The 25327-nt window shown below is 35.4% G+C and carries 24 protein-coding genes and 1 pseudogene; 11 read left to right on the forward strand and 14 right to left on the reverse strand.

Annotated features, from left to right (window positions below):
- Positions 1 to 4: 4 nt before the first annotated feature.
- Positions 5 to 2566 carry an ATP-dependent chaperone ClpB gene (gene clpB, locus ABWU55_RS05750; protein WP_209473398.1) on the reverse strand — a complete coding sequence of 854 codons (2562 nt, stop codon included), beginning with the start codon at positions 2564 to 2566 and terminating at the stop codon, positions 5 to 7.
- A 495-nt stretch (positions 2567 to 3061) separates the two neighbouring features.
- Between clpB and ABWU55_RS05755 the strand changes: the two genes are divergently transcribed.
- A protein-coding gene (locus ABWU55_RS05755; RefSeq protein ID WP_156518142.1) for an IS630 family transposase occupies positions 3062 to 3921 on the forward strand; the annotation gives its coding sequence in 2 pieces (ribosomal slippage) (positions 3062 to 3386 and positions 3386 to 3921; 861 coding nt in all).
- Between the two features lie 55 nt (positions 3922 to 3976).
- On the opposite strand, the gene ABWU55_RS05760 is transcribed toward ABWU55_RS05755, so the two are convergent.
- From ABWU55_RS05760 to ABWU55_RS05800, 9 genes and pseudogenes are all read right to left on the reverse strand, one after another.
- Positions 3977 to 4809, reverse strand: a protein-coding gene (locus ABWU55_RS05760; RefSeq protein WP_209472412.1) for an IS5-like element ISWpi1 family transposase whose coding sequence is annotated in 2 segments (ribosomal slippage) — positions 3977 to 4440 and positions 4440 to 4809 — 834 coding nt in all. Because the reading frame shifts where the segments join, the coding sequence is not laid out codon by codon here.
- 20 nt (positions 4810 to 4829) lie between these two features.
- Positions 4830 to 4970, reverse strand: coding sequence for a hypothetical protein (locus ABWU55_RS05765; RefSeq protein WP_353286248.1), 141 nt, complete (start codon positions 4968 to 4970; stop codon positions 4830 to 4832).
- A gap of 437 nt (positions 4971 to 5407) precedes the next feature.
- Positions 5408 to 5653 (reverse strand): annotated as a pseudogene (locus tag ABWU55_RS05770) (PD-(D/E)XK nuclease family transposase); the annotation flags it as partial.
- Between the two features lie 62 nt (positions 5654 to 5715).
- On the reverse strand, positions 5716 to 7545 hold the full coding sequence (typA, locus tag ABWU55_RS05775; RefSeq protein ID WP_010962447.1) for a translational GTPase TypA: 1830 nt from the start codon (positions 7543 to 7545) through the stop codon (positions 5716 to 5718).
- Between the two features lie 105 nt (positions 7546 to 7650).
- Entirely contained in the window at positions 7651 to 8247 is a 597-nt protein-coding gene (pyrE, locus tag ABWU55_RS05780; RefSeq protein ID WP_006279657.1) for an orotate phosphoribosyltransferase, read from the reverse strand.
- A gap of 3 nt (positions 8248 to 8250) precedes the next feature.
- Positions 8251 to 9435, reverse strand: coding sequence for a dicarboxylate/amino acid:cation symporter (locus tag ABWU55_RS05785; protein ID WP_010082165.1), 1185 nt, complete (start codon positions 9433 to 9435; stop codon positions 8251 to 8253).
- A gap of 198 nt (positions 9436 to 9633) precedes the next feature.
- On the reverse strand, positions 9634 to 10959 hold the full coding sequence (locus ABWU55_RS05790; protein ID WP_022626228.1) for a dihydroorotase: 1326 nt from the start codon (positions 10957 to 10959) through the stop codon (positions 9634 to 9636).
- A 122-nt stretch (positions 10960 to 11081) separates the two neighbouring features.
- Complete coding sequence (locus ABWU55_RS05795; RefSeq protein ID WP_006279654.1) at positions 11082 to 12323, reverse strand: hypothetical protein; 1242 nt, start codon at positions 12321 to 12323, stop codon at positions 11082 to 11084.
- Positions 12324 to 12403: 80 nt separating this feature from the next.
- Positions 12404 to 12592, reverse strand: a complete 189-nt coding sequence (locus ABWU55_RS05800) for a hypothetical protein (RefSeq protein WP_022626229.1) — start codon at positions 12590 to 12592, stop codon at positions 12404 to 12406.
- A gap of 22 nt (positions 12593 to 12614) precedes the next feature.
- Here ABWU55_RS05800 and ABWU55_RS05805 point away from each other — a divergent pair, with 22 nt between their 5' ends.
- From ABWU55_RS05805 to secF, 3 genes are all read left to right on the forward strand, one after another.
- The gene (locus ABWU55_RS05805) at positions 12615 to 14618 is read left to right on the forward strand and encodes a heme lyase CcmF/NrfE family subunit (protein WP_022626230.1); all 2004 of its coding nucleotides are present in this window, start codon (positions 12615 to 12617) and stop codon (positions 14616 to 14618) included.
- A gap of 174 nt (positions 14619 to 14792) precedes the next feature.
- Complete coding sequence (locus ABWU55_RS05810; protein ID WP_353286249.1) at positions 14793 to 17075, forward strand: hypothetical protein; 2283 nt, start codon at positions 14793 to 14795, stop codon at positions 17073 to 17075.
- Between the two features lie 181 nt (positions 17076 to 17256).
- Positions 17257 to 18132 carry a protein translocase subunit SecF gene (gene secF, locus ABWU55_RS05815; RefSeq protein WP_010082185.1) on the forward strand — a complete coding sequence of 292 codons (876 nt, stop codon included), beginning with the start codon at positions 17257 to 17259 and terminating at the stop codon, positions 18130 to 18132.
- A gap of 6 nt (positions 18133 to 18138) precedes the next feature.
- On the opposite strand, the gene ABWU55_RS05820 is transcribed toward secF, so the two are convergent.
- Positions 18139 to 18654: a TIGR02281 family clan AA aspartic protease gene (locus ABWU55_RS05820; RefSeq protein ID WP_006279648.1), complete on the reverse strand. Its 516-nt coding sequence runs from the start codon at positions 18652 to 18654 to the stop codon at positions 18139 to 18141.
- A 134-nt stretch (positions 18655 to 18788) separates the two neighbouring features.
- On the opposite strand from ABWU55_RS05820, the gene yidC reads away from it, so the two are divergent.
- From yidC to ABWU55_RS05855, 7 genes are all read left to right on the forward strand, one after another.
- A complete protein-coding gene (gene yidC, locus ABWU55_RS05825) occupies positions 18789 to 20498 on the forward strand; it encodes a membrane protein insertase YidC (protein ID WP_095742636.1) in 1710 nt (569 codons plus the stop codon).
- Complete coding sequence (locus ABWU55_RS05830; RefSeq protein ID WP_006279647.1) at positions 20476 to 20904, forward strand: 6,7-dimethyl-8-ribityllumazine synthase; 429 nt, start codon at positions 20476 to 20478, stop codon at positions 20902 to 20904. The genes yidC and ABWU55_RS05830 overlap by 23 nt, the downstream gene beginning before the upstream one ends.
- Positions 20904 to 21386, forward strand: a complete 483-nt coding sequence (nusB, locus tag ABWU55_RS05835) for a transcription antitermination factor NusB (RefSeq protein ID WP_007549265.1) — start codon at positions 20904 to 20906, stop codon at positions 21384 to 21386. The genes ABWU55_RS05830 and nusB overlap by 1 nt, the downstream gene beginning before the upstream one ends.
- 172 nt (positions 21387 to 21558) lie before the next feature.
- Positions 21559 to 21888, forward strand: a complete 330-nt coding sequence (locus ABWU55_RS05840; RefSeq protein ID WP_007548762.1) for a transposase — start codon at positions 21559 to 21561, stop codon at positions 21886 to 21888.
- A complete protein-coding gene (locus ABWU55_RS05845) occupies positions 21872 to 22072 on the forward strand; it encodes a hypothetical protein (RefSeq protein WP_010082383.1) in 201 nt (66 codons plus the stop codon). The genes ABWU55_RS05840 and ABWU55_RS05845 overlap by 17 nt, the downstream gene beginning before the upstream one ends.
- A 19-nt stretch (positions 22073 to 22091) precedes the next feature.
- On the forward strand, positions 22092 to 22499 hold the full coding sequence (locus tag ABWU55_RS05850) for a transposase (RefSeq protein WP_353286250.1): 408 nt from the start codon (positions 22092 to 22094) through the stop codon (positions 22497 to 22499).
- A 32-nt stretch (positions 22500 to 22531) separates the two neighbouring features.
- A complete protein-coding gene (locus tag ABWU55_RS05855; protein WP_167471207.1) occupies positions 22532 to 22699 on the forward strand; it encodes a hypothetical protein in 168 nt (55 codons plus the stop codon).
- A gap of 121 nt (positions 22700 to 22820) precedes the next feature.
- Here ABWU55_RS05855 and ABWU55_RS05860 read toward each other — a convergent pair whose 3' ends face one another.
- The 3 genes from ABWU55_RS05860 to argB form a co-directional block, all read right to left on the reverse strand.
- A complete protein-coding gene (locus ABWU55_RS05860) occupies positions 22821 to 23474 on the reverse strand; it encodes a hypothetical protein (RefSeq protein ID WP_182282568.1) in 654 nt (217 codons plus the stop codon).
- A 63-nt stretch (positions 23475 to 23537) separates the two neighbouring features.
- On the reverse strand, positions 23538 to 23999 hold the full coding sequence (gene dut, locus ABWU55_RS05865; RefSeq protein WP_006279458.1) for a dUTP diphosphatase: 462 nt from the start codon (positions 23997 to 23999) through the stop codon (positions 23538 to 23540).
- Positions 24000 to 24413: 414 nt separating this feature from the next.
- Positions 24414 to 25325: an acetylglutamate kinase gene (argB, locus tag ABWU55_RS05870; RefSeq protein ID WP_209473400.1), complete on the reverse strand. Its 912-nt coding sequence runs from the start codon at positions 25323 to 25325 to the stop codon at positions 24414 to 24416.
- Between the last annotated feature and the right edge of the window lie 2 nt (positions 25326 to 25327).

The raw sequence follows: 25327 nt of genomic DNA on the forward strand, positions 1-25327 counted from the left end.
GAACTTAAACCTTTTTAACTAAGATTTCATTATCAAGAGCGTACACTATTAGCTCATCATTTTCTACTACTTCCCCTGATAAAACTAATTTAGCTAAATTATTTTGAATACACTCTTGTATAACCCTTTTTAAGGGCCTTGCTCCATATTCAGGGTCATAGCCAGTTTGTGCTATTAGTTCTTTAGCTTCCTGCAACAAACTTATACTCAGTTTACGCTTAGCAAGTGTTTTTTGTAAATAAGAAAATTGAACATCTATAATTTTATAGATGTCATCTCTGGTTAAACTGTGGAATATAATAATTTCATCCAGCCTGTTTAAAAATTCTGGACGAAATGCTGATTTAACTATTTGCATCACTTCATTTCTTACAGAATCAACATTCCCTTTTAGCATTATCTCAGCGCCAAGGTTAGAAGTTAAAATCAGTATGGTGTTGCGAAAATCAATTAATTTACCATGACTATCAGTGAGTCTACCCTCATCCAAGATTTGCAGCAATAGATTAAATATATCTGGATTTGCTTTCTCGATTTCATCAAACAGAATAACCTGATATGGCCTTCTTCTTACCGCTTCAGTTAATCTGCCACCTTGTTCATAGCCAACATACCCTGGAGGCGCGCCAATTAGCTTTGAAACAGAATGTTTTTCCATATATTCTGACATATCAAAACGCAGAAGCGCTGATTGATCGTCAAACAGAAATTCAGCTAAGGCTTTCGCAAGTTCGGTTTTACCAACCCCGGTTGGGCCTAAGAATAAGAATGAACCAAAAGGTCGATTAGTATCTTGCACCCCAGAGCGGGAGCGCCTAACTGCATTACTTATCGCTTCTATTGCATCTTTCTGCCCTATTACTCTTCTTCCTATTTCATTCTCCATGTTAAGAAGTTTTTCCTTTTCACTGTGCATCATGTTATCAACTGGAATTCCTGTCCACTTTGAAACAATGTTTGCAATATCATCTCCAGTCACTTCTTTCTTTAAGAAACTATCAGTAACCTTTTCCTGATTTTTTAATTCATTCTCAAGCTGAGGGATCACACCATACATCAGCTCTCCTGCTTTTCCTAAATTTCCACTCCGCTGAGCCAATTCCAGCTCTTTTCTAGCGTTATCTAATTTTTCGGCTGTTTCTTGTATTCTAGCTATTTTATTCTTTTCCATCTGCCATTTGCTGTTCAAGTCAGCAAATTTGCTATTTAGGTTTTCAACCTTCTCATTTATCTTTTTTAAACGCTGTTTAGAATTTTCATCACTTTCTTTTTTTAAAGCCTCTGCTTCAATCTTTAGCTGTATAACCTTTCTCTCAAGTTCATCAATAACTTCAGGCTTGCTATCCATTTCAATTCTCACCCTACTTGCTGCTTCATCAATCAAATCAATTGCTTTATCAGGTAAAAACCTATCTGTTATATATCTATTGGACAACGTTGCAGCAGCAATTATTGCACCGTCTGTAATTCTTATACCATGATGCACCTCATATCTTTCCTTCAAACCCCTGAGTATTGAAATGGTATCAGTTTCAGTTGGTTGAGAAATAAACACAGGCTGGAAACGCCTTGCAAGCGCAGGATCTTTTTCTATATGCTGACGATATTCATCTAAAGTTGTGGCTCCTATACAGCGAATTTCTCCACGCGCAAGAGCAGGCTTCAGCAGATTCGAGGCATCCATTGCACCACTTGTTGCTCCTGCTCCAACTAAAGTATGAAGCTCATCTATAAACAAGATAACTTTTCCCTCCGCTTTCGAAAGCTCATTAATAACTGCTTTTAACCTTTCTTCAAATTCTCCTCTAAACTTTGTTCCAGCGATTAATGCACCAAGATCCAAAGCTAAGACCTTTGCATCATGCAAACCAAGTGGTACATCGTTTGCAACAATTCTATTTGCAAGCCCCTCAACTATTGCAGTTTTTCCAACACCAGGTTCACCGATCAGCACTGGATTATTTTTTGTCCGCCTCAGTGATACCTGCATAGTTCTTCTGATCTCTTCATCACGACCAATTACAGGATCAAGCTTTCCTTGCATAGCAAGCTCTGTAACATCTTTTGTATATTTCTTTGCCGCGTTTAATTTTTCCTCACTGTTTGGCGAGTCCGCACTGCTGCCCTTTCTCATTTCTGCAACAACTGAGTTCAGTTTTTGTGGAGTCACACCATTCTCTGCCAGAATTTTGCCTACAGTATCATCTTTTTGTGCAGTGAGGCCCTGCAGTAAACGCTCGACAGCAACAAATGAATCTTTATTTCTCTTTGCAATACCAATTGAATCTTCAAAAACTTTTGCTATTTCTCTTGAAAGTTGAAGGCCACCACTTCCTGGACCTTCAATTACTGGCAACTTTTTTATTGCGCTATCCACAGCATCAGAAATACTTTGCACACTTCCACCACAAGCGTTTATCAAATCCTGAACTAAACCTGATTCATCTTCAAGCATCACTTTTAGTAAATGCTCAGGCATAAAAATCTGATGCCCAGCTCCCAACGCTTTCATTTGAGCACTTTGAATTAGACTTTTTGCTTTTTCGGTAAATTTATTTAAGTCCATAACACCAGTTAAATTCGTATTTGCTGATGTATATAACAACTGATTTCATAAATTTAAACCTAAAGTTGTTTATTGTTAGGTATGAAATTTAAAACTTTCTTAAAAAAGGAACTATCATAGTAACCATACAAATATCTTGTATCTCAAGACCTTTGGTTTTTGTTGCTGAAAATGGTTGTATTATTTAAGTTATTAACAATATACAATACTAAGTTAATGTAATTTATTTGGAGATGACAGGAAAATTTATTGTAACTTTATATTTTAAATAGAATAAAGTTCTTTTGTTAGTATTGTCCTTTTTGTAAAAAATATTCCTAATTTCTTCATCATTTCTGTGGGTAAGGTCATCTGCTTCTCTACCTCAAGTGGTTAACAAAGTTTCTTGTCACGAGGGACCAAATGGAAATCTGCTCGTTTTCACGCGAATTATAGCTCTTTCCACAGAAGTCCGGATATGATAAGATTAAGGATAGATGGCGATAAGGAGGTTGGATGCCGGCAGCATATAGTTATGATTTAAGAAAAAAAGCAATGGAAGCACTAGACGAAGGGGAAAGCAGAGAAGCAGTGGCAGCAAGATTTAAAATTGGACGAACTACTTTGTGGGAGTGGCAGCAAAGAAAAAAAGAAACAGGCGACTTTCAGTCAAAAAAACTCGGTAATGGAGGTTACAATCAGAAAATTATCGACTGGAATAAGTTTATCGAATTTGCTAAAAAACACGGTAGAAAAACTCTGTCGGAAATGGCTAAACTTTGGGGCAACGTTAGTATCCAAACGATCCACCGAGCTCTCAGAAAAATTGGATTTACGCGCAAAAAAAGACATATGGATACAAGGAAAGGAACGAAGAAAAACGTGCTGAATTCTTAAAAATTATAGCAACAAAAGAACCAGAAAACTTAGTGTATATAGATGAGTCTGGGATTGATAACACGGAGGACTATCCATATGGGTATTGCCAGAAAGGACAGCGATTTTATGCCCTAAAATCTGGAAAAAAAACTCAACGAATCAGCATGGTTGCAGCCTTAAGTAGAAGAAAGATAGTTGCTCCATTAACATTTGAAGGCCACTGTAATATGGATATTTTTAATGGATGGTTTGAGCAATTTTTGGCACCGATCTTAGAACCTGGACAAACTGTCATTCTTGATAATGCTACTTTTCATAAGTCTGATAAGCTTATCAAGCTCGCTAAAGGAGTCGGTGCAGAAATTTTGTATCTGCCGCCTTATTCTCCAGATTTTAACAAAATTGAGCATCATTGGTTTGCTATAAAAAACAGAGCCAGGAAAAACATTCCTCTATTCGAATCCTTTCGTCGTGCTGTTGATTCTGCCTTCCTATGACCTATTCGGACTATTATGAGAAATGCTATAAGAGGTTGTCCGGAAACTAGTAAATTCAAGCATATTCCCTCTTTAACATAACCCTACTCATAGCTAGGTATATGAAATTCTCAGTGGATGTTGTGAGTAAATCATACTCCTTCGATAGCCTTCTATTCCTATTAACCCAAGCAAAAGTCCTTTCTACAACCCATCTTCTTGGCTGTACTTTAAACCCTTGTTCTCTTGTTGGTAGTAGCTCAGGTGGCGTATCTTTGTGCACCCAAAATCTACATGGAGGCCTTTTAACAATTTCAATATCTATGTCATATTCTTCCTTTATGTGATTCTTTAAATTTCTTCCTTGGTATCCCATGTCAGCCCACATTTTTTTAACTTTAGTATATTTTGTTCTCATATTGTTTAATGCTATTTTAATACCATCTCTATCATTTTCGTTAGCAGCGCCTACGTAACAACCTAGTATAAAACCCTGAGTGTCTGTAATTATATGCCTTTTTCTACCCTTTACTTTTTTACTTCCATCATAGCCTTTGATCCCCCCTTTTCTGTAGTCTTTACAGATTGACTATCTACTATACAGGCACTCGGCTGCTCATTCCTTCCTATTTTTCTTCTACTATATTTTGTAATTTCATAATTCATTTTCTCAAAAATTCCCTGCTTCTTCCATTGCCTGAACTGCTCATACACAGTCTTCCATAGCGGAAAATCATTTGGTAAATACCGCCATTGACACCCTGTACGCAATACATAGAAAATTGCTTCTAATATTTCTTTTTTGCTATACTTTGGCGGCCTTCCTCCTTTCTTGTATGATACTCTGAAGTGTTTTTCTATTCTTGCCCATTCCCTTTCGCTTAGATCTGTTGGATACTTTTTTCTCATCTTTACCCCGTACTAAAATTTCAGATATTATAGCCTTTTACTTGTTTCCGGACAACCTCTAATGTTACAAATTCTATACATTTCGTTACAAAATGGCATTCGCTTTCTCCATTATCCTTTACCTGCATTTTCATCAGCGTTCCTTGCGGTTTGCTTGCCATATAGGCGGAAATACAGGCTTACCCTGTTCCTTCTGTCATACAACAGTGGGTTAGGTGACTTCTCTATACCGGTGATTTGCGTACATCCAGAAATGAAAAATGTCACATTACCTTTTGGTCGGAGCTTATCAGCATCTTTAGCTCTTTAATCGTTACGATACTTATGAAGCTTCACTTACGTTCACCATACCACTAAGCCTAGCTCTCCAACCACATGATGCTTGTAGTTTATGCTCCTTTCACGATTGAGCATCTTCTTTTTCAAGAGGAGGTTCATTGTCCGCATCGCTTGGCACCAACCGGTTACCCGATTCGCACTGATGCATAGACTCAGATGGCAAAACATCTGGTTTAATAAGTTTTAGAACTCTTTTAGTTTCTTTCTGAAGGAATTCCTCTCCTTTTAAACAATATGACCGAAGACTTTCAGGTCGCACCATTTCAATAATTAGCTGGGTTCCAGCAGAATCAGTACAGAAAACATCAACAATACTTTGTTTTTTAGAGGCAATCTCAGCATCCATGATAGTGCTGAGAAATTCTATTTCTTCTATTTCATCTTTGCCAGCGAAGCCCAATATATCATTGAGAAAGTGAATGAGAATATCTTTATTTTTCTCAGTGCCAAATATTCTCTTGAACGCGAAATTGTTTTTTGGATCGAGAAATTTCGAAAAGGCCATAATTAAATACAATTAGGAGACGAATAATTATACACTATTTTTCGCAAATGTTCAACCTCTGATTACTCCTTATTCTTTGCCCTTCCTGCACGCTTACGTTCATTTGGATCAAGGAATTTCTTGCGTAAACGTATAGATTTTGGAGTTACTTCCACCAATTCATCATCATCTATATACGCTATCATATCCTCCAGTGTCATTATCTTTGGTGGAGTGAGCTTTATAGCTTCATCACTACCTGAAGCTCTTACGTTTGTTAATTGCTTACCCTTTAACACATTTATCTCCAAATCATTGTCACGGCTATGCTGGCCGACAACCATGCCACAATATACCTTATCCTGTGGCTTAATAAACATAATTCCCCTGTCTTGCAAATTGAAAATTGCATATGCCACAGCCTCACCCTTATCTGTAGAAATTAAAACTCCATTGCGCCTTCCAGAAATTGGACCTCTATGTGGAGCATAACTGTGAAATAAACGGTTAATTATGCCTGTGCCACGAGAATCAGTTAAAAACTCTCCTTGATAACCGATTAATCCTCTTGATGGCACTAAAAACGTTAATCTTGTCCTGCCATTACCAGAAGGTCTCATGTCAGTTACTTCACCTTTACGGAAGCTGAGTTTTTCCATGATGATTCCACTATATTCATCATCTACATCAATTACTACTTCCTCTATAGGTTCAAGTTTTTTACCGCCTTCTTCTTTAAATAACACGCGAGGGCGTGATACCGAAAGCTCAAAACCTTCTCTCCTCATATTTTCAATTAACACTCCAAGCTGTAACTCACCACGCCCACCTACTTCAAATGCTTCACCGCTTGGTGCCAAAGTCACAGTAATTGCAACATTTGTTTCTGCTTCCGCATATAAACGATCCTTTATAGCAGTTGAAGTAAGCTTTGTACCTTCTTGCCCAGCAAAAGGTGAATCATTAACGCTCAGAGTAATCGCCATTGTTGGCGGATCAACTGGAGTTGAGCTTACTGCAGTTGTAACTTCTGGTGCTGCTATAGTATCTGAAACCGAAGCTTCCTCAAGTCCTGCAATTGCAATTATGTCTCCCGCCACAGCTTGTTCTACTGGAATGCGTTTCAAGCCAGAAAATGAGAGCAACTTAGTTAATCTTCCTCGTTCAATTACTTTGCCATCGAGGTCAAGCACCTTAAGATCTGAATTGACTTTTGCAATGCCCTGATAAACCTTTCCTGTCAATATTCTGCCAAGAAACTTATCAGACTCAAGTAGAGTGACCAACATAGCAAAAGGTGCATTTTGATTATAAACAGAAGGTTTTATATAATCTATAACCGTTGAAAATAATGGGCTTAAATCTTTTCTTTCATCAGAAAGCTCCTTAGCACACCAGCCATTTCTACCTGAAGCATACAACACTGGAAAATCTAGCTGCTCGTTGGTTGCATCAAGGTTAAAAAATAACTCATATATTTCATTTAATACTTCATCAATTCTGCTATCTGGTCGGTCGACCTTATTGATTATCACAATTGGCTTCAAATTTGCTTTTAGTGCTTTTGAGAGCACAAATTTTGTTTGTGGCATGGGACCTTCTGCAGCGTCAACCAGCAGCAACACACCATCTGCCATGCACAATACCCTTTCCACTTCCCCACCAAAGTCCGCGTGCCCTGGCGTGTCAATAATATTGATCTTTTCATCGCCCCACATTATTGATGTACATTTTGCAAGTATTGTAATTCCGCGTTCACGCTCTTGATCACCACTATCCATCACTCGTTCTTGAACTTCTTGATTCTCGCGGAATGTGCCACTTTGTTTTAACATGTTATCAAGTAAAGTAGTTTTACCGTGGTCAACGTGTGCGATTATTGCTATATTTCGGATCGATTTAAATTCGTTCATTTTCTATCATTTCAAAATTAATTTAGTAATAAGTATACATAAAATACACTTGGAGTAAATAACTAAAGCTGTGTATAAATGCTGTGTTTCCAAGATATTATAGGATTACTTTGTTAAATATTCCCTACTCCCAGGTTTTGTTATGGGTAGTTGTTTTAATTCACTTGGAAGTTCTTCCTCGCTGTAGTTTTTGATGTTCAGTTCAATCAAAGATATGACAGGAAAAGGCAGTTTCGTTTCACTATTTCTCTTTATCAAAGAAGCTTCAGCAACAACTTTACCTCCTTCCCCTTCTGCACATTCCACTGCTTCAAGTGAAGATTTACCTGTGGTTATTACATCTTCAATGAGCAATATTTTCTCACCCTTTTTGATCTTAAATCCACGGCGTAATTCAAACTTACCATTAACGCGCTCGCAAAACATTGTCTTTATTCCAAGCTGCCTGCCAATCTCATAACCCACAATTATTCCACCAATTGCAGGAGATAATATTAAATCTATGGAGCTATTTAATTCTTTTTTTATTTTATCTGCTAATAATGCGCAAACTTTCATGGCTCTGCTTGGATTTTCAAAAATCTTCGCACACTGTATGTATGTGTCACTATGCAGCCCGGATGATAAAACAAAATGCCCATGCAAAATTGCTTCTGCTTCTTTAAATTCTTTTATTATTAGGTTATTTTCGTCTAATATCATTTTTTAAGTTTCACTATTACATTCTTTATTAATTATCTGAGTGATACAAACATCAGACCACACATTTATTGCAGTTTCAAACATATCGATGATTGTATAAATAGGCAAAATCAGTCCCATAATATGCAGAGGAACATTCATCGACATGAGATAACTGGTTGCCATAAAATAGCACCCCATCGGCACTCCAGCGTTACCAATTGCAGCCCCTGTAGCTAAAAAAATCCATATCAACATTTCGCTTAAGGAAAATACGTATCCGTTCATTTCTGCAACAAACATTACAGTGATTAGTATAAATGCAGCACATGCATTCATGTTAATTGTTGTGCATATTGGTAAAATAAAAGACGATAATTTCTTTGGCACCTTTAGCTTGTTCTGCACACATTCTATAGTTGTTGGCAATGTTGCACTGGATGATTTAGAAAAAAACGCAAGTGTGAGTGCTGGCATAACCCCTTTCAGCGTTTGAATTGGTGATATGCCTTTATACCACATAAATAGCGGTAAAATCAGAAATGCCTGCACAAAATTTGCAGACATTATGCAAACAAAATACCATAAAAGATTGTAGAACTCACTACCGCCTTTTAATTCATGCAAAAAACATGTAATAAAAGACCAAACAGCAAGCGGAATAAATTTTAATAACCCTTGAGCAATTTTAAGTAGCGTATCAAAAAGTGCAGAGAATACTTGATATAATATATCCTGCTTTTCTTTTGAAAGTGAAACAATAGCTCCACCCATCAAAAAAGCGATTAATATGCTACCAATCATATTATTTTCAAGAAAAACTTGCACAAAATTAGAAGGAATGAGTGATTTTAAATATGAAAAATAACTGTGGTTATTGCTGTTAATACTCCCTATTGTATTACTTATGAAATTTTTTCTTGCTGGATCTATTAACAAATAAAACGATAATGCAACAAACGCAGCTATAATAGTTGTAAGCAGAGTATAAAATAGTGTTTTCTTAACTAAGACTTTGATTTCAATTGAGTCTTTGAGCCCGGAAATTGTGGAAACTATGGATAAAAAAACCAGAGGTAAGCTTATTAATTTGAGCAAGCTGATAAAGATATCACTAAATAGCTTTGCTATTTCAAATATGATTTCATTGTTTAGGTAGTAAGCAACTATTGCAAGCAGTATAGAAAAAAGTATTGCAAACTTGTGCATTGAAAATAAAACTTCAAAGTAACATTATACAATAATTTTGCTGTTTTGGAATCAGATTGATAGACAAAATAACTTTACAGATTAGGGAAAGATAAGAGGATGTGTTTATTCGGAGACAGTGTAAGATTTCTTAATTTAAATTTAGGTGCACTTAGCCCATTCTGGTGATAACAAATTGGAATAGATAAGATATGATAACTAACTCTTCTGCGAGTATATAGTTTTGCCGGACACAACAGTACGTACTACGTGTCCTTTTACTTTGCGACCATCGAAAGGAGAATTCTTTGATTTACTAGCAAAGTTGTCAGTTTTAATTTCCCATTCATGATTGAGGTCAACTAAAATTAAGTCTGCAGCAAGGTTTTTTTGTATACGACCACGTGGTATGTGTATTATATCTGCAGGCTTATATGTCAATTTTGCAAGCACATCAAGTAGACCCATTTGCCCACTGTGATAGAGTTCAAGTGAAAGGGGCAGCATTGTTTCAAGACCAACAATACCAAATGCAGCATTTTCAAGTGGTAGATCTTTAGAACTACGATCATGCGGAGCGTGATCAGTTGCAATGCAATCAATCACACCTGTCTTTAAACCTTCAACCATAGCTAAACGATCTTCTTCAGTGCGAAGCGGCGGATTCATTTTTGCAATTGCTCCATGTTGTTTTACTATATCTTCAGTCAAAGTGAAGTGATGAGGGGTTACTTCGCACGTAACATTTAATCCCAAATCTTTTGCACGTTTAATAGCATCAAGTGAATCTTTTGAAGAGACATGTAGAATATGGTAGTGCACATTTTCCATATCCTTCATTAGCAGTATATCACGATTTACCATAACCGATTCTGACGCACTCAAGATCCCCTTTACTCCCAATTCTTCAGAAATTTTACCTTCGTTGATTGCGCCACCAGCAGATAAATTTAAATCTTCTGCATGTTGAGCAATAGGAACATTCAGCATACTTGAATAAAGCAGCGCCTGTCTCATAATCATTGGGTTCATAACTGGCATGCCATCATCGGTGAACCCAACCGCACCTGCTTCCTTTAAAAGTGCCATTTCAGTCAGGTGTTCTTCCGAAGTGGTGATTTTAGCGTAAAATTCAACGTTTACATGTGAAGTTTCAAGTGCTCTATATTTCAAATATTTAGCCAAAATAACGCTATCAATTGCTGGAACAGTGTTTGGCTGACAAACTACAGTTGTAACTCCCCCCGCAGCTGCAGATTTGCTGCCTGTATATATAGTTTCTTTATGTTCCTGGCCTGGTTCACGAAAATGTACGTGAATGTCAATAAGGCCTGGCATTAGAACAAGCCCTTTACAGTCTATTGTTTCATCAACTCCACTTGTTGAAAATAATGATTCACCAAAGTCAACAATTTTATCCCCTTCAGTCAATAATGAACCTTTTATATCAAGTTTAGTTTCCGGGTCGATAATACGAGCATTAGTATACGCAATTTTATAGCCTTCCTTTTGCCCTGTTTGCAACAAATCCCAAGTTTGAGTCATTATATTTGAGTATCGATTATAAAATAAATCTAAAGTTTTTTTAATAAAACACAACCAAATTAAAACACAGACTAAGAGCTGTCTTGAATTAAAGTGCTTTCATTATCCTAAAGATTTGGTTCTTATAACCTAGTTAGCTCAGTTTTAACGTTAATGTGTGAAGCTCTGAGTTCTGTTGAAGGATTTTCCAGCTGAATATCTAGCTCATTCTGTATGTTCGATAAACAAATTAAAGCTGAATCAAAAATTTCATCACACTGCTTTGCTTCATGTATATCATCAATTATTTCCTCGAATTCTTCCACATCATCCATTTCTTGCGGCGCACTTTTTAATATCGCTTTTATTTGGTTTAAGTTTTGACGAATTTTCTCCTGATATCCAACAATTCTCTCTTGATATATATCAATCATTTTTTGACATGCGTTGCCTCTAAATGGATGTTCTTTTTTCTCTTTTATGTAAGAATTTTGAAAGTCTTTACAGTTAAGGATTGCTTCTCTATGTTTTTTTATGTCATTAATTGCGCTGATTATCGACTTATCTATTTTCTTTAAATTTTCTTCCCGTTCTTCTCTTTTAATTATACTTTTGGATTCATTTTTTATCTGGTTCATTTTGTCATACAGGTTTCTGCATCCTTTGTAAGATGCCATTGGTTGTAACATTCCTTCTTTTACACCTTTATTGTAAAAATTCTTCAACTCATCACTTGATAGTATTGTTATAGCATCTTCCCTTTTACCTTGTGATTTAGGATACTTTTTATTCAATAAACTAACATGATTTAACAAGAAATCTCTAACTAGCCCTTCTTTTTTTACTTCGGATAATCTTTCTAGTGTTTCTATATATTTCAGAGTTTCCGCAAAGAGCTGTCCACCAGAGGGAGCAAATCCTTGAAGTGATTTACTCTGTGCTTTACAAAAATCGGTTTGTAAAAAATCTTCAGCTTGTTTTTTTATTACTGAAAGTTCATTAAAGGCTTTTTCTGGATTGATTTTTCTCAAAATACTAATAGCTTTTCTAATCGCTTTTTCTCTCTTTTTATTATCTTGCTTTTCATTTAATATGAGATGTTCAGTTTTGGTAAAAGCATTACCTTGATCACTCTTTGCAATGTTACAAACGATGTTTTTTACAACTTCTTCGGTTGCTGCATAATCTATTTCTTTTGCAAAGCAGTCAACAAATGATTGCCAAACTTTTTTATTAACAAGTTTACTTGTCTTATTTTCAAAATCTTCTATATCTTTGAATCCTAAAATAGTATAGAGATTTTTTTCGATTATTGGTTCGGCATGTTGTTTTGCCACTTTACCTTTTATATTGAATGGAAATTTACTAATCTTAGTTGTACCCACAATATTACCTCAATATTAACGCTATCTATAAAAGTATAAAGATTTAATATTTAATTTTTAATTAATACTAGCACAGCTAACTACGGGAGCATTATGCTAGCATCAATTAACACTTTAACTTCTAACTTGTCATCAGTAATATTGTTTATATAAAAACTATAATTTTTTATGCCTGAACTTGGGAATATATTGCTATTGCTAGCCTGCTTATTGTCTTTGACATATTTGTTTTTACCGCTTAGTTCTTGTCGGTTTATTACCACTGCCATATTTTTTTGTGTATCAGCGTCAATGGCTATTTTGATCTACTGCCACATTACAAATGATTTTTCACTTGAAAACGTATACTACCACTCACACACAACAAAACCTTTGATCTACAAGATTTGTGGTGTTTGGGGAAACAAAGAAGGGTCCATGTTGCTTTGGACCTTAGTGCTTGTCATGTATTTATTACTAATGGATATTTATATACCTTCTGTCATCCCAGTTTCCCCCTCTGTCATCCCAGTCTCTTCTTCTGTCATCCCAGTGCCCAGACACTGGGATCCAGACAATTTAATTGCAAATGAGTACATCAAATGGCAGTGTAATAAAAACTGGATTCCAGTGTCAAGCACTGGAATGACACCAGAACGAACTAATGGTAGTAAATTAAAAAAAATATCTCTTATCACTCATGGGCTGATTTGCTTTTGTTTTTTGCTGTTCACTTTAATTGAATCCAGCCCCTTCACTAAAATGCCAGGCATTGAAACAGATGGATTGGGTTTTAATCCGATATTGCAGGATATAGGCCTTGCTATTCATCCACCGATATTATATTTGGGGTACCTTGGATTTAGCGTTCCTTTTTCGCTCTCTATAGCTGGATTAATTTTAAATACTGAAGGAAATGTTTGGGCTAAAATTGTCAGGCCTTGGGTACTTATTTCTTGGTCGCTGCTCACTTTGGGCATCAGCTTGGGTAGCTGGTGGGCATATCGCGAACTTGGGTGGGGTGGATTTTGGTTTTGGGATCCAGTGGAAAACGTTTCTTTGATGCCGTGGCTAATTGCAGTAGCGCTGACACATTTGTTGCTCGTGGTACGGAATTTCAATGTTTTAAGGAACTTTGCTATTTTACTTACGCTTACAACTTTTATATTGAGTGTGACTGGAACATTTCTAGTCCGCTCAGGAATACTTACCTCAGTGCACACGTTTGCAGATGACCCAAGATATGGACTATATATATTAGCTCTACTTGGTGTAATTACAGTCAGTAGCTTAGTAATATTTGTAGTATTTACGAGAAAAAATCACACGCCTGCGATGTCATTCCAATGCTTGACACTGGAATCCAGAAAGAAACTTGCTACTCAAGTGACAGAGGGTAGAAGATTCTTTTCACGCTTTACGATGATACTGATGAACAATTTATTATTCATCACTGCCTTTTTCATCGTGTTCGTTGGCACTTTATACCCTACAGTGCTTGAGTATTTAACCGGTGAATTAATTTCAGTTGGAGCACCATATTACAATTCTTTATTTAACTCTATTGCACTAGCTATTCTAGTGCTCACCATGATCGGGCAATACTGCAGTTGGCAGGGAAATAGTCTATTGCCAATATTCCGTGAATATAGATTTTCATTCTGCAGTGCTGCAGCTATTTTGCCGTTTATCTTTCACATGGAGCTAATAATTGTGCTATCAATTACTATCTCCATAGCATTATTAATCTTTGTTTTAGAAGCATACAGTAAAAGAATTCGTTTATTTAAGGTAGCATTTGGTGAATCAATTTTATTAGCAAGAAGAGTTTCTAAGTCCTACTATGCAATGATGCTTGCTCATGCTGGAGTGGCAATTCTAGTGCTTGGTATAGCTTATTCAGTTGGTTGGCAGGAGAAAAAAGAAAATTACTTAAAAATAGGGGATAGCATAACAGTCAATAAATTTAAAGTTACTTTACGCAATATTGAGCTAATAAAAGAAAAAAATTTCCATGCAGTGAGGGGTACAATGGATATCAGGAATTTGCTGAATAATAAGATATTAGGTGAAGTAACTCCTGAATATAGATTTTACCTTGCGGAAGGTCAGAAAAATGTTGAAAGCAGTATCTACCACAATTTGCTTTCTGATATTTATGTTGTAATTGGAGAGATTGATAAGAGTAAGAGCAAAATCGCAGCCAAAGTGCACTATAAACCTGGAATGTCTATAATCTGGCTTGGATCCTTTCTTATCGCTTTTGGTTCGCTCCTTGCTGCTTTTCCTTTTAGTGGACGAGCAAGGATTGTCTAGCTGTCGTGGATTTTATTAACAACGCTCCTAGGTCCAGAGTGCAACGTATGAGAAATTACCGAGCTATAGATACTGATTTGCAAAGGTTAGAACCAAAGAAAGTTATATTTTTTTATTGACAGACCTATATATTACGATATTCACTAAGGGATTAGTGAGTAATGGTTATACAATATGAATGGTGGGGTATCAGGCAAGGAAAAAGTTATACGCACTCCTTTCGATTTTAAGGAGCCTTACAGCGATTGGCGTCAAATTTTTAAACGTCCTAATCAACAGTATAACCCTTCCAACTATGATTCGTCGAGCGAAATAAATGAACACGATATAGAAACTCAAAAGATTGAAGAAGGTGATGGCCATGATTCAGGTATTAGTTCCGATGATGAGGATGACCGGACAACTTATACAGCAGTACAATTAACTAATGATTCTCTTGATAGCCAAAGATATACAGGAATATGCATTCCAACACCAACTGATGGTTGGGTAGGTGAAAATAATCATCAGACTGGTTTATCAGGTGATTTGCCAGACGTGAGTAATAATCCACAAATTTTTGAAAGTACTGATTCAGTACAGCTAGATAATATTGTTTTTAGCAATCTAATTCAGCTTTCCTTGATTAGTCAAGAGCATAATTCTACCTGCAATGATCATGTAATTTGTGATTCAGGTCACAATTCTGACGATGAGGATCAGATTCCAGAGGACTTTCCTTCAAGGAAACGAGTACGATCGATTGAAATTGATCAGTTTGAACCGTTGTACAAGAAGAGGAAAATAGAAGCACAAAATAATCAAAAATATACAGAAAATGTATGTAATCCAACAAATGGTGGTTTGTTAGGTGAAAGTGATAATCCACAAACTTTTGAAAGCGATCCTTTACAGCATGGTAGTAATGGTTTAGGTTATAACTTCAATGGTTATAGTCAAGCAACTTATAGTAAATTAAGTGCTTCAGATCAAGAAGAGGGTCAAGGCTATTCTTTAGGTGGTTCTTGTGAAAATAAAGAAAATTTGACAAAGGGCGCTGGTGGTAGTAATCAGACTTTTGAAGGTGAACAGAAAAGCTCAGAATTTCCGAAAGTTGACAATTGGTCAGATAGTGATGGGAACTCAGAAGATAGTTCGGACTCAAAAAAGGGTTCGTACTATAGTTCAGGTAATCTTGATTCAATGGAGTTAACAGATGATTTGGATTCAGAAAATGATCGGGACCTAGAAGATGATAATCCTTTTCTAAAAGACTCACTTTTTATGAAACTAAAAATGTCGTTAACTCAAAGTAAACAGGATCTGATTGATAAATGCTGTGGGGAGGTGAGAGGTATAACAGAACAAAATGAACAAAAAGATATAAAAAATACTCCAGAAAGTATTAAGTGCATAGTAGCTAAATACTTAGAAAAAGAAGTAATGTTAAATTTAAAATGTAGTTGTTGTAACAAAACTGTAACAAATACAGTATTTGAAGAAATAAAAGATCTTACTAGTGGTAGTCATATAAGTAACAGAAGTAACACTTTTGTATTTGATAACTTTCCCTATCAAAGTAAAGATAAAAACTGTAACAAAGAAAGTAAAGGTCAAAACTGTAACAAAGAAAGTGAAGATCAAAACTGTAATAAAGAAAGTGAAGATCAAAACTGTAATAAAGAAAGTGAAGATCAAAACTGTAATAAAGAAAGTGAAGATCAAAACTGTAACAAAAAAAATGAAGTGTCCGAAGAGGACATTATCAAAAGCATTGTTAGTAATTTATTGTTAGAAGGTGGGAAAGTAAAACGCCATAATTTTTTCGATGGGAATGAGTTTGAGCAGATAGTTACTTGTAATGGATTTGATGATGGTCTTTCTGAGAAATGTAAGGAAATTGAAAGCAAGCTAAAAGGTTTAGCATATGAAAGTATTGTAAACAAAAGCAAGCAGACTCAAAATGTATTAGGAGTAGACAAGGATAATAGATATTTTTGTATAGAGTACTCGCAAGATAGTATTGTTGAAGTTGCAGAAATCCTAAACAATGAAAAAGCCAAAGACTTAAATTTAAGAGTTGGCATACTCAAAATTGGAGAAAGTATAGTAAGAGTTGAAAATGTAGAAGAAATAGGGGGAAAAAGAAATTACATGGATGTCTCAAAAGGTGGTATTGAAATGTCTTTTACTACTGAGGTAGGAGAGATAAGTATTTATCTAAGTCCTAGTGAGAAAGGCAGCAATAAAATAAAAGTGGAGATTGATGGGGAAAACAGAGCAAGGCTTAATGAGTTAAAAAATAGGGGAAAAAGTTTAGGGGAAAACTGTCTTTTAGGAGGAAAAAGTGTTGAGGAAGCTATAGAGCATGAAAGTTTTGAAAGATATGGCAGTGTACCTAACACTGCTATGAAGGAACCTAGCTTAGGTTGCGTTGCTAACATAGCAAGGGGGGATAAGCTTGCAGAGATAAAATGATGGGCCAAATTGGCAGTATTTCGCTTTTGTAATGTACTTCAAAATGGTAGTATGCAAGCTAGATAGAACTTAATTGACAGACAAGAATTAACTGATGGAAAAATTGACATAATCAAACAATCACAGAATAAACTAGTGAATTTTTTGAAAAGTATATAAAATTCAAGTTTAAGTAAATAGCATGGCACTTAGACTCATTCCAGACAACCTCGATATCAAGTTTAGTAAATATAGGGATTTGACTGCATTAATTAGCATTATTCTTATCATCTTTTCAATATTCACTGTTGTGCTGCGTGGAGTGAACTTAGGCATAGACTTTGCAGGCGGAATTTTGATAGAGATAAAATCTTCAGATGAGAATCACTCTATTCTCGATGCATTAAAAGAAAATGGTTTTACAGTGCAGAGTTCAAAAGCGGGTGATAATTTAGTCATGCGTTTTAAAGATGAAGGAGATGAAGATAAAATCAAAAAGATAAAAAGCATACTAGAAGAAAAGCTGGGGAGCTCAATAAGCTATCGTAAAATAGACTATGTTGGCCCACAAATAAGCTCAACACAAATATTTGAAGGAATGTTATCCATGTTGATCGCGATTGTTGGAATATTTTTTTACGTTTGGTTTAGATTTAATTGGCAATGTGGATTCAGTGGAATAACAGCACTGATTCATGACGTGATTTTAACTGTTGGTTTTATTAGCCTAACTGGCATTGAGTTTAATATTTCATCAGTTGCAGCTCTCCTTACTGTCATTGGTTATTCAATCAATAACTCAGTAATTATATATGATCGGATTCGAGAGTATCGCAGGAGTGGTAAAAGTGGGCGGATGAGTGAGGTAGTAGATGCAAGTATCAACGCTACATTATTTCGCACTATATTAACTTCTGGTACAACCCTTCTTGCTGCTCTTCCTTTGGTATTAATCTGCACAGATGCAGTGAGAGACTTCAGCTTGATCATTTTTTTTGGTATTTTGATTGGCACTTGTTCTGCAATATTTATTTCTGCTCCTATATTGACCTACAGAGCTTTGATAAGTAGATTGTAGAAGTGTTTAGTCGCGGTATAATATCAACTTATTATCTCTTATAGTGAAATGAAAATACCTTAAAAAGCTCATTCCAAGTAGTGAATGAGACATAGAATGAGTGTTAACGCTTGCCTGTACATCATTAATCAAAAAATTTCCTATTTTAACTTGAGGTATTTGAACCACTCCAGCTTTTATTTGACCTTTCGCAGTTTCATATATTTTAAAATCCTGAACATTTTGTAAGTTAATACCAACATGTAATGCGTCTTTTTGTGATAGAACAATATCGGTTGCTCCAGTATCAAGCAAAAACGTTATATTGCGATCATTGACTTGAGCCTGAATATAAAAGTGTCCATCATATGACTTCGTAAATTCAATACTTCCACTATTCTGACCGCTATTTTGAATTCTTCCTTTATATGGTAAAAAAGTACTGAGAAATCTGTCGCTTAGTTTGTCCCTTTGTGAATCAATAAGCATTGCAGTAGTGGCTATTATTAGCAACCAAATAACTAGATTTTTCACCGCGTTCATATTGTTAAAATTTGAAGCTATTAAAATAAATTTTAAAGATCAGCGTTAAAAGTTATTATTAAAAATAAGTAAATTTCATTGTTTTAGTACAATATTTAGTATACACTTTAAGAAGATATGTTTGATTTAATTTCATGTCAGAAGCAAAAAGTTTAATTTTGGCAGCTATCCTTTCCATGTTAATCATGGTGTCTTGGCGTATTATTTATGATAATTTTTTTAGTACAAACCAAAACCAGCCATTGATTGAAAATATTGAACATATCGAATCTTTTAACGACCTTGCTCCTATAATATACCAAAATCGTTCTGAAATTATTAATTCTACTCGAGAACAGAGGGTTAGTTTAACCAATAACATGATTAAAGGATCAATTTCTCTGAAAGGTGCAAGGTTTGATGACTTAATTTTAACTAATTACCACTTAGAACCGAGTTCTTCTTCTCCACAAGTGGTGTTACTGTCACCTGCAGAATCAAAAGATGTATATTTTGCAGAATTTGGGTGGCTCGATCCGAGTAACAAGATTAAAGTTCCAGATTCTAAAGCAGTCTGGCGAGCAGATAAACTTAATCAAAAAGAGGTCAATTTATCTTGGGACAATGAGAATGGCATTTTATTTAGAATGAAAATTAACCTCGACGATAATTACATGTTTAAAGTTGAGCAAGTTGTTGAAAATAATACAAAGGATAATGTAGTTTTGGTTCCTTATGGTAAAATTAACCGTAAACGTGACAATATCAACGAATCTTATTGGATATCCCATGAAGGAGTACTGGGTGCATTTGATAATAAACTAGAGGAGTGGACATATAAGGATATTTCCAAAAAACATTTAATAAAAGCAAGCACGAGTGAAAAAAATTGGTTTGGTTTTGCTGATAAATACTGGCTCACAGCCATCATACCTGAAAAATCTGATAAAATAAATGTAAGCATTAAACACACAAACGTTAATAATACTGATAAATTCCAAGTAGATTTTGTCAAACCTTACAAGAGCATACTTCCTGGTGCAAGCGTTTCTAATGTGAATTATTTTTTTGCTGGAGCAAAAAAGTTGAATTTACTGGATTCTTATAAGGACACTCTCAATATACCCCTGTTTGATAAAGCTGTAGATTTTGGTGTTCTTTACTTTATAACTAAACCAGTGTTTTTACTGCTTGAATATTTTAACTTCGTTTTAAAAAATTTTGGCTTAGCAATATTATTGCTGACTTTAGTAATCAAACTTTTGATGCTTTCCTTATTTAATAGATCATATATTTCGATGTTTAAGGTAAAAAGCCTGCAGCCTGAATTAACTCGTATAAAAGAGTTGTATAAAAATGACAGCTTAAAGCAGCATAAAGAGACAATTGCATTGTTTAAGAGAAACAACGTAAATCCAATGTCGAGCATTTTTCCCATGCTAATACAAATACCGGTATTTTTTGCTCTATATAAAGTATTATTTGTTACTATAGAGATGAGGCATGCTCCTTTTTTTTTATGGATTAAGGATCTTTCAGCTCCTGACCCAACGAACATCTTTACATTATTTGGGTTGTTTAATTATAACTTTCCTATTTCTATAGGCATTTTACCTATAATTTTCGGTGCCACCATGATAATTCAGCAGAAGCTAAGTGAGAAAGATCAAACCAGTAAAGATGATATTCAAGTAAATGTTATGAAGTTTTTACCTTACATTTCTGTCTTTATTTTTTCTTCTTTTCCTGCCGGCCTGGTAATATATTGGATATTTAGTAATATTATAACTCTAATTCAACAGTCATTAATAAAGTTGTTTTTAACAAAAAAAGTGGTAGTAAATGTCGAGAATACTAATAGTTAATTCGATTTATTATACTGAAATAGCGAACCTTTTGCTTGAAGGTGCAATTGATAAATTAAAAGGCAGTAATGCCAGTTACGATGTAGTTGAGGTTCCTGGTACATTTGAGATACCAGCTACAATTCTTTTTGCAGTCAAGAGTGGGCATACTAATTATGATGGTTATTTAGCTCTTGGGTGCGTAATTCGCGGTGAAACCGATCATTATCAATATGTTTGTAAAGGAGTAATTGAAGGCTTAAATGAGGTTGTTATGCATTATGCAATACCCCTTGGTATGGGTGTAATTACCGCTGACAGCAAAGATAAAGCACTAGTTAGAGCTGATAAAAACAAAAAGAACGTTGGTGGCCATGCAGCCTCAACTGTTTTGCGTATGATAGATTTACACAATAAATTAAAATAATGGAGGAAAAACCAGTAGATAAAAAGTGGCGCATAAAAAGAAGCACGGCAAGATTTCTTGCTGTACAAATTGCTTATTCAAATATTTTCGTAGGTTACAACAAAAGCACTTTTAAACTGGAAAATTGTGAGCTTAAGGACTACATAAATAAGTTGAAAGATATATTTGAATGTGAAGAATTTGAACATCAGTTCTTAGAAAACTTGTTATATAAGGTTATAAAAAGCAGTGAAGAATATGATAAAATAATAGAGTCTTATTTACACCCAAGTTGGTCCCTTTCACGGTTAAATCTTATAAGCTTATCTATTTTGCGTGTTGCAATATGTGAGTTAGCTAATTGTGATACGCCAGTTCCAGTTGTCATTAATGAATATACTAACATTGCATCTGATTTACTTGATAAACCAAGCGAAATTGGTTTTATTAATGGGTTATTGGATAAGGCAAAAGATGCAGTTAAATTAAATAAAAATCCTTAGCAATTATAGCCAGCAAGCACAAGGTGTCATCCGAGTAGCTGCTGTATGAACATTGTCTACCAGATCCCAGTGCTTGACACTGGAATGGCTTTGTTGCATAGCAACTGAAAAAATCTGGTGGCTACTGACAAAATTCATTATAAAATAGCCATTTAACCTTGAAAGAAAAAATATGCCACAAAAAATGAGGGTCAGTAACCATAGCGAATATAACAAATTTCTAGAAAAAAGAGGAAATATTTTTCATTATATCAACGAAGCCATAGAAAAGTGGTACGAGAATGGTCCAAAAATACCAGGTGGCAACAATATTTATAGCGATAAAGTTGTAATTTTGGTGCACATAATAACTTGTTTATTTAGAATAGGCCTGAGGCAAACAGTTGGGTTTATAGCAGGATACCTTGAGCAAATTGGGAAAAATTTGCAAGTTATCAGCTATTCACAATCATCAAGAAGGTTTAAGAAACTCAATATTAAGATCAATGATTGCAGAAAATAATATGGAAGATATCGAAATTGCTATAGACAGTACAGGAATTAGTATATACAACAACACTCCTGGTCATAGCAAAGAAAATAGCGAAGATAGAAAGTATCGCAGCTATGAACAGACAAGAAAATTGCATGTAATGTTGAATACAAACAGCAAAAAAGCCATAGCTGTAAAATACAGTAACGGCTGATCACTATGGAGCTTGTGATTTGCTAAAAGAAGTCGATTTTCAGTATGTCATAAAAGTACTATATGCAGATAGGGCATGTGATAGGCACAAGTTTTATAAGTTGTGTAACGAATATGATATAAAGACAAAAATTCCACCAATAAACAATGCGGCAGAACATCCAGAAATAGATTATATGTCTGACAGGAATGCTGCTATTAGGTTAATAAAATTATACGGTGAAGATGGCATGAAAGAATGGAAAAAAGAAGTAAATTATGGGAAAAGATCTTATATTGAAGGGTTTTTCTCAAGATTAAAGCAAATATTCGGATTTAGTTTTAGGAATAAATCTGAGATAAATCGAGAAAAAGAACTGCTAATCAAATGCTATTTGCTTAATAAATTCACTGATATTGGTATGGCTAAATTTGAGATAGTTACATGAATTTACCATAAATCACCATCTCATAAAGTGTGATGCAACAAAGCCATCCCAGTGTCAGCTACTTGGATGACAAGAAAGGGAGCACTGGAATGACATTATCTGTTGTGCAATTTACCTTCAAAAATGAATGTTTGTACAGTTATGTGTCAAGCACTGGGATGACAAGAAAGGGAACACTGGAATTTTTGTTTCAGCATTAGCCATGCATCTAAACAGATACGTTGCCTTGAGAATCGCAACATCCATGCAGTTATGCGCGTAACACTAAAAATCAAAAAAAACAAAGAGGCAGACTTAATCTACCTCTTTTATTTCACTTGGCTATACTGTCTGTTGTTGAGAAGCAACTTGTTCAACAATAAGTGAGCCTAAATAAGTGTTAACCCCTTTAGCACCATCTTTGTCTAAACCTAATGTTTTATTCCACTTTGTTTCATTTACTGCCTCGAACTTACCTTCATCGTTTTTCTCTTTTAGTGAACCTATCTCGAAGAGTAAAGTATTGCCTAGCGTATTGGTAAGCTGATTAATATCAACAATAATACGGTAGTTCTTGCCTTCTAAGCTGAAGGCTATATAATGTTTACCCTTTTCTACCTTACCTTCTTCATCTTTAACTTGGTTATTCCTTGCCATTTCCTTAAATGTGTCTTTTGTTACTAGCAATGCTGTTTCTTTACCGTTTTTTCTATCGTTATTAACAACAATCTTCGGAGCTCTCAACTCAGATATTTCATTGTTTTTGCTGATAGCGTACATTGCTGAACTAACCAGTGCAACAGCAACAATTGCTAATATACCGATTCCAAGTGGTGTAGCTGCAAAAGCTGCAAGTGGAGCAAGCGTGCAAGTTGAAGACACCCAATATGGTGCTGAAAGTGCTACTGCTGCGCCTATGACATACAAAGAAGTAAGTGCAACAAGTGCAGTATTTGTTTTGTGGAATTGACCACAGTGATTTTTGAAAGTTAGCATAAACGACCTCAAATATTAATATGCTTAAATAAAAAAACTGTCATAGTCAAGCTTTTTCGTAAGCTACCTGCCGCTTGAGCCAAAGCCCCCTGCATTGCGACCGGTTTCTTCTGCGCAGAATTCTTCTCTGTCATCCCAAATTACCTGAGATACAGGAGAAATAAGGATTTGTGCGATTCTATCTCCTCTTTTTATTTCGTATGGCTGATTACTTAGATTAATTAGACAAATTTTAACTTCACCTCGATAATCAGAGTCTATAGTGCCCGGAGAATTTAAGACAGTGATTCCATGTTTTGCAGCAAGACCAGAACGTGGGCGGATTTGCCCCTCAAAACCGTTTGGTATTGCAATCACAATTCCAGTTGGAACAAGTAATCTTTCAAGTGGATTTAAAACAGCAGAATCATTCAATGCAGCATAAAGATCCATGCCAGCACTCTGCGTAGTTGCATAACATGGAAGAGACAAGTCTTCTCCGTGTGATAATCTTTTTATTTCTACTTTAATTTTACTTCTTTGCACTCCAATTTACCATCTATGAAGACTTAATTATAGCATGTAAATTGTATCTGCAAAAGTGATAAATGTAAATGATGTCATTCCAGCGCGTGACGCTAGGCCATAAAATTCCTTGACAAGTTCAGTGCTCCTTTTTTTGTCATCCCAGTGCCTCTATGATGTCATTCCAGTCTGGAATCTAGTCCTTATTATGCAGCCACTTGGTTGAAATTAAGTCTTCTGGATCCCAGTGTCTGGGCACTGGGATGACATCATAAGGGCGCTGGGATGACACCCTGACAACCGTCATCCCGCTACTTGTTAGCGGGATCTAGAGATACCGCGAATGAATCGCGGTATGACGTAGATTGTTGTCATTCCAGTGTCAGCTACTTGAATGACACCCTCTTGGTATTCGTGTAGTTGCAAGCAGTATAGCTATAAATCACTCACAATCGATATGCTTGAATTACTCTCAGTAAATAAATCAAGCATAATGTTAGGTATTCTACCATCAACTATGTGAACAACTCCAGCACATTCCTCCGCCATTTTAACGTATGCCATAAGCCTTTCAATAAATTTTTCCCCTTTAATTTTCCCACAATCAATCGATGCATTTAAATTTTTAACAGATATCTTCCTGCCACCAATTTTATCTATTTCTTCATCTGTGTCACTCAAGATTATCATTTTAGATGCAGAAACTGCGATTGCGATTGCGCTTGCAGTGCTATCGGCATCAATATGATATGTTTCCCCATCTTTTCCATGACCAATTGGTGCAATAACTGGTATAAAATCTGATTCTTCAATAAAAAATAATATATCAGGATTGATTTCAGTGGGTCTACCGATGAACCCCATGTCTAATATCTTTTCGATATTATTTGATCTATCTTCTCTAAGCGTAGCGGTTATTTTTTCGGCTTTAATTAAGTTACCATCTTTTCCACATAATCCAATAGCTGAACCACCAGCAGAATTTATATACTGAACAATTTTTTTATTAACTGAACCACACAGTGCCATTTCAATGATTTTCATAGTGTCTTTGTCTGTAAGTCTGATACCATTCACAAACTTACTGTTCATATCCAGCATTTTTAACACTGAGTTAATTTCATATTCTCCGTCATGAATTATTACCGGATTTATACCAAGCTGCTTCAACAAGACAACATTATGCACAAAAGTATTAAATAGTGTTTCATCTAAGATTATTGTACCACCGCATTTAATGACAAAAGTCTCGCCTACAAAGCTAGGTATGTTAGATAGCACTTCAAGTAATATTTCTGCTTTTTGTTCAAATGATACCTCACCCTTTAAAAATTCACTACTCTTCATTT

Origin of the sequence: Wolbachia endosymbiont (group A) of Crataerina pallida (assembly GCF_964028475.1) — a bacterium.
GTDB lineage: Bacteria > Pseudomonadota > Alphaproteobacteria > Rickettsiales > Anaplasmataceae > Wolbachia > Wolbachia pipientis.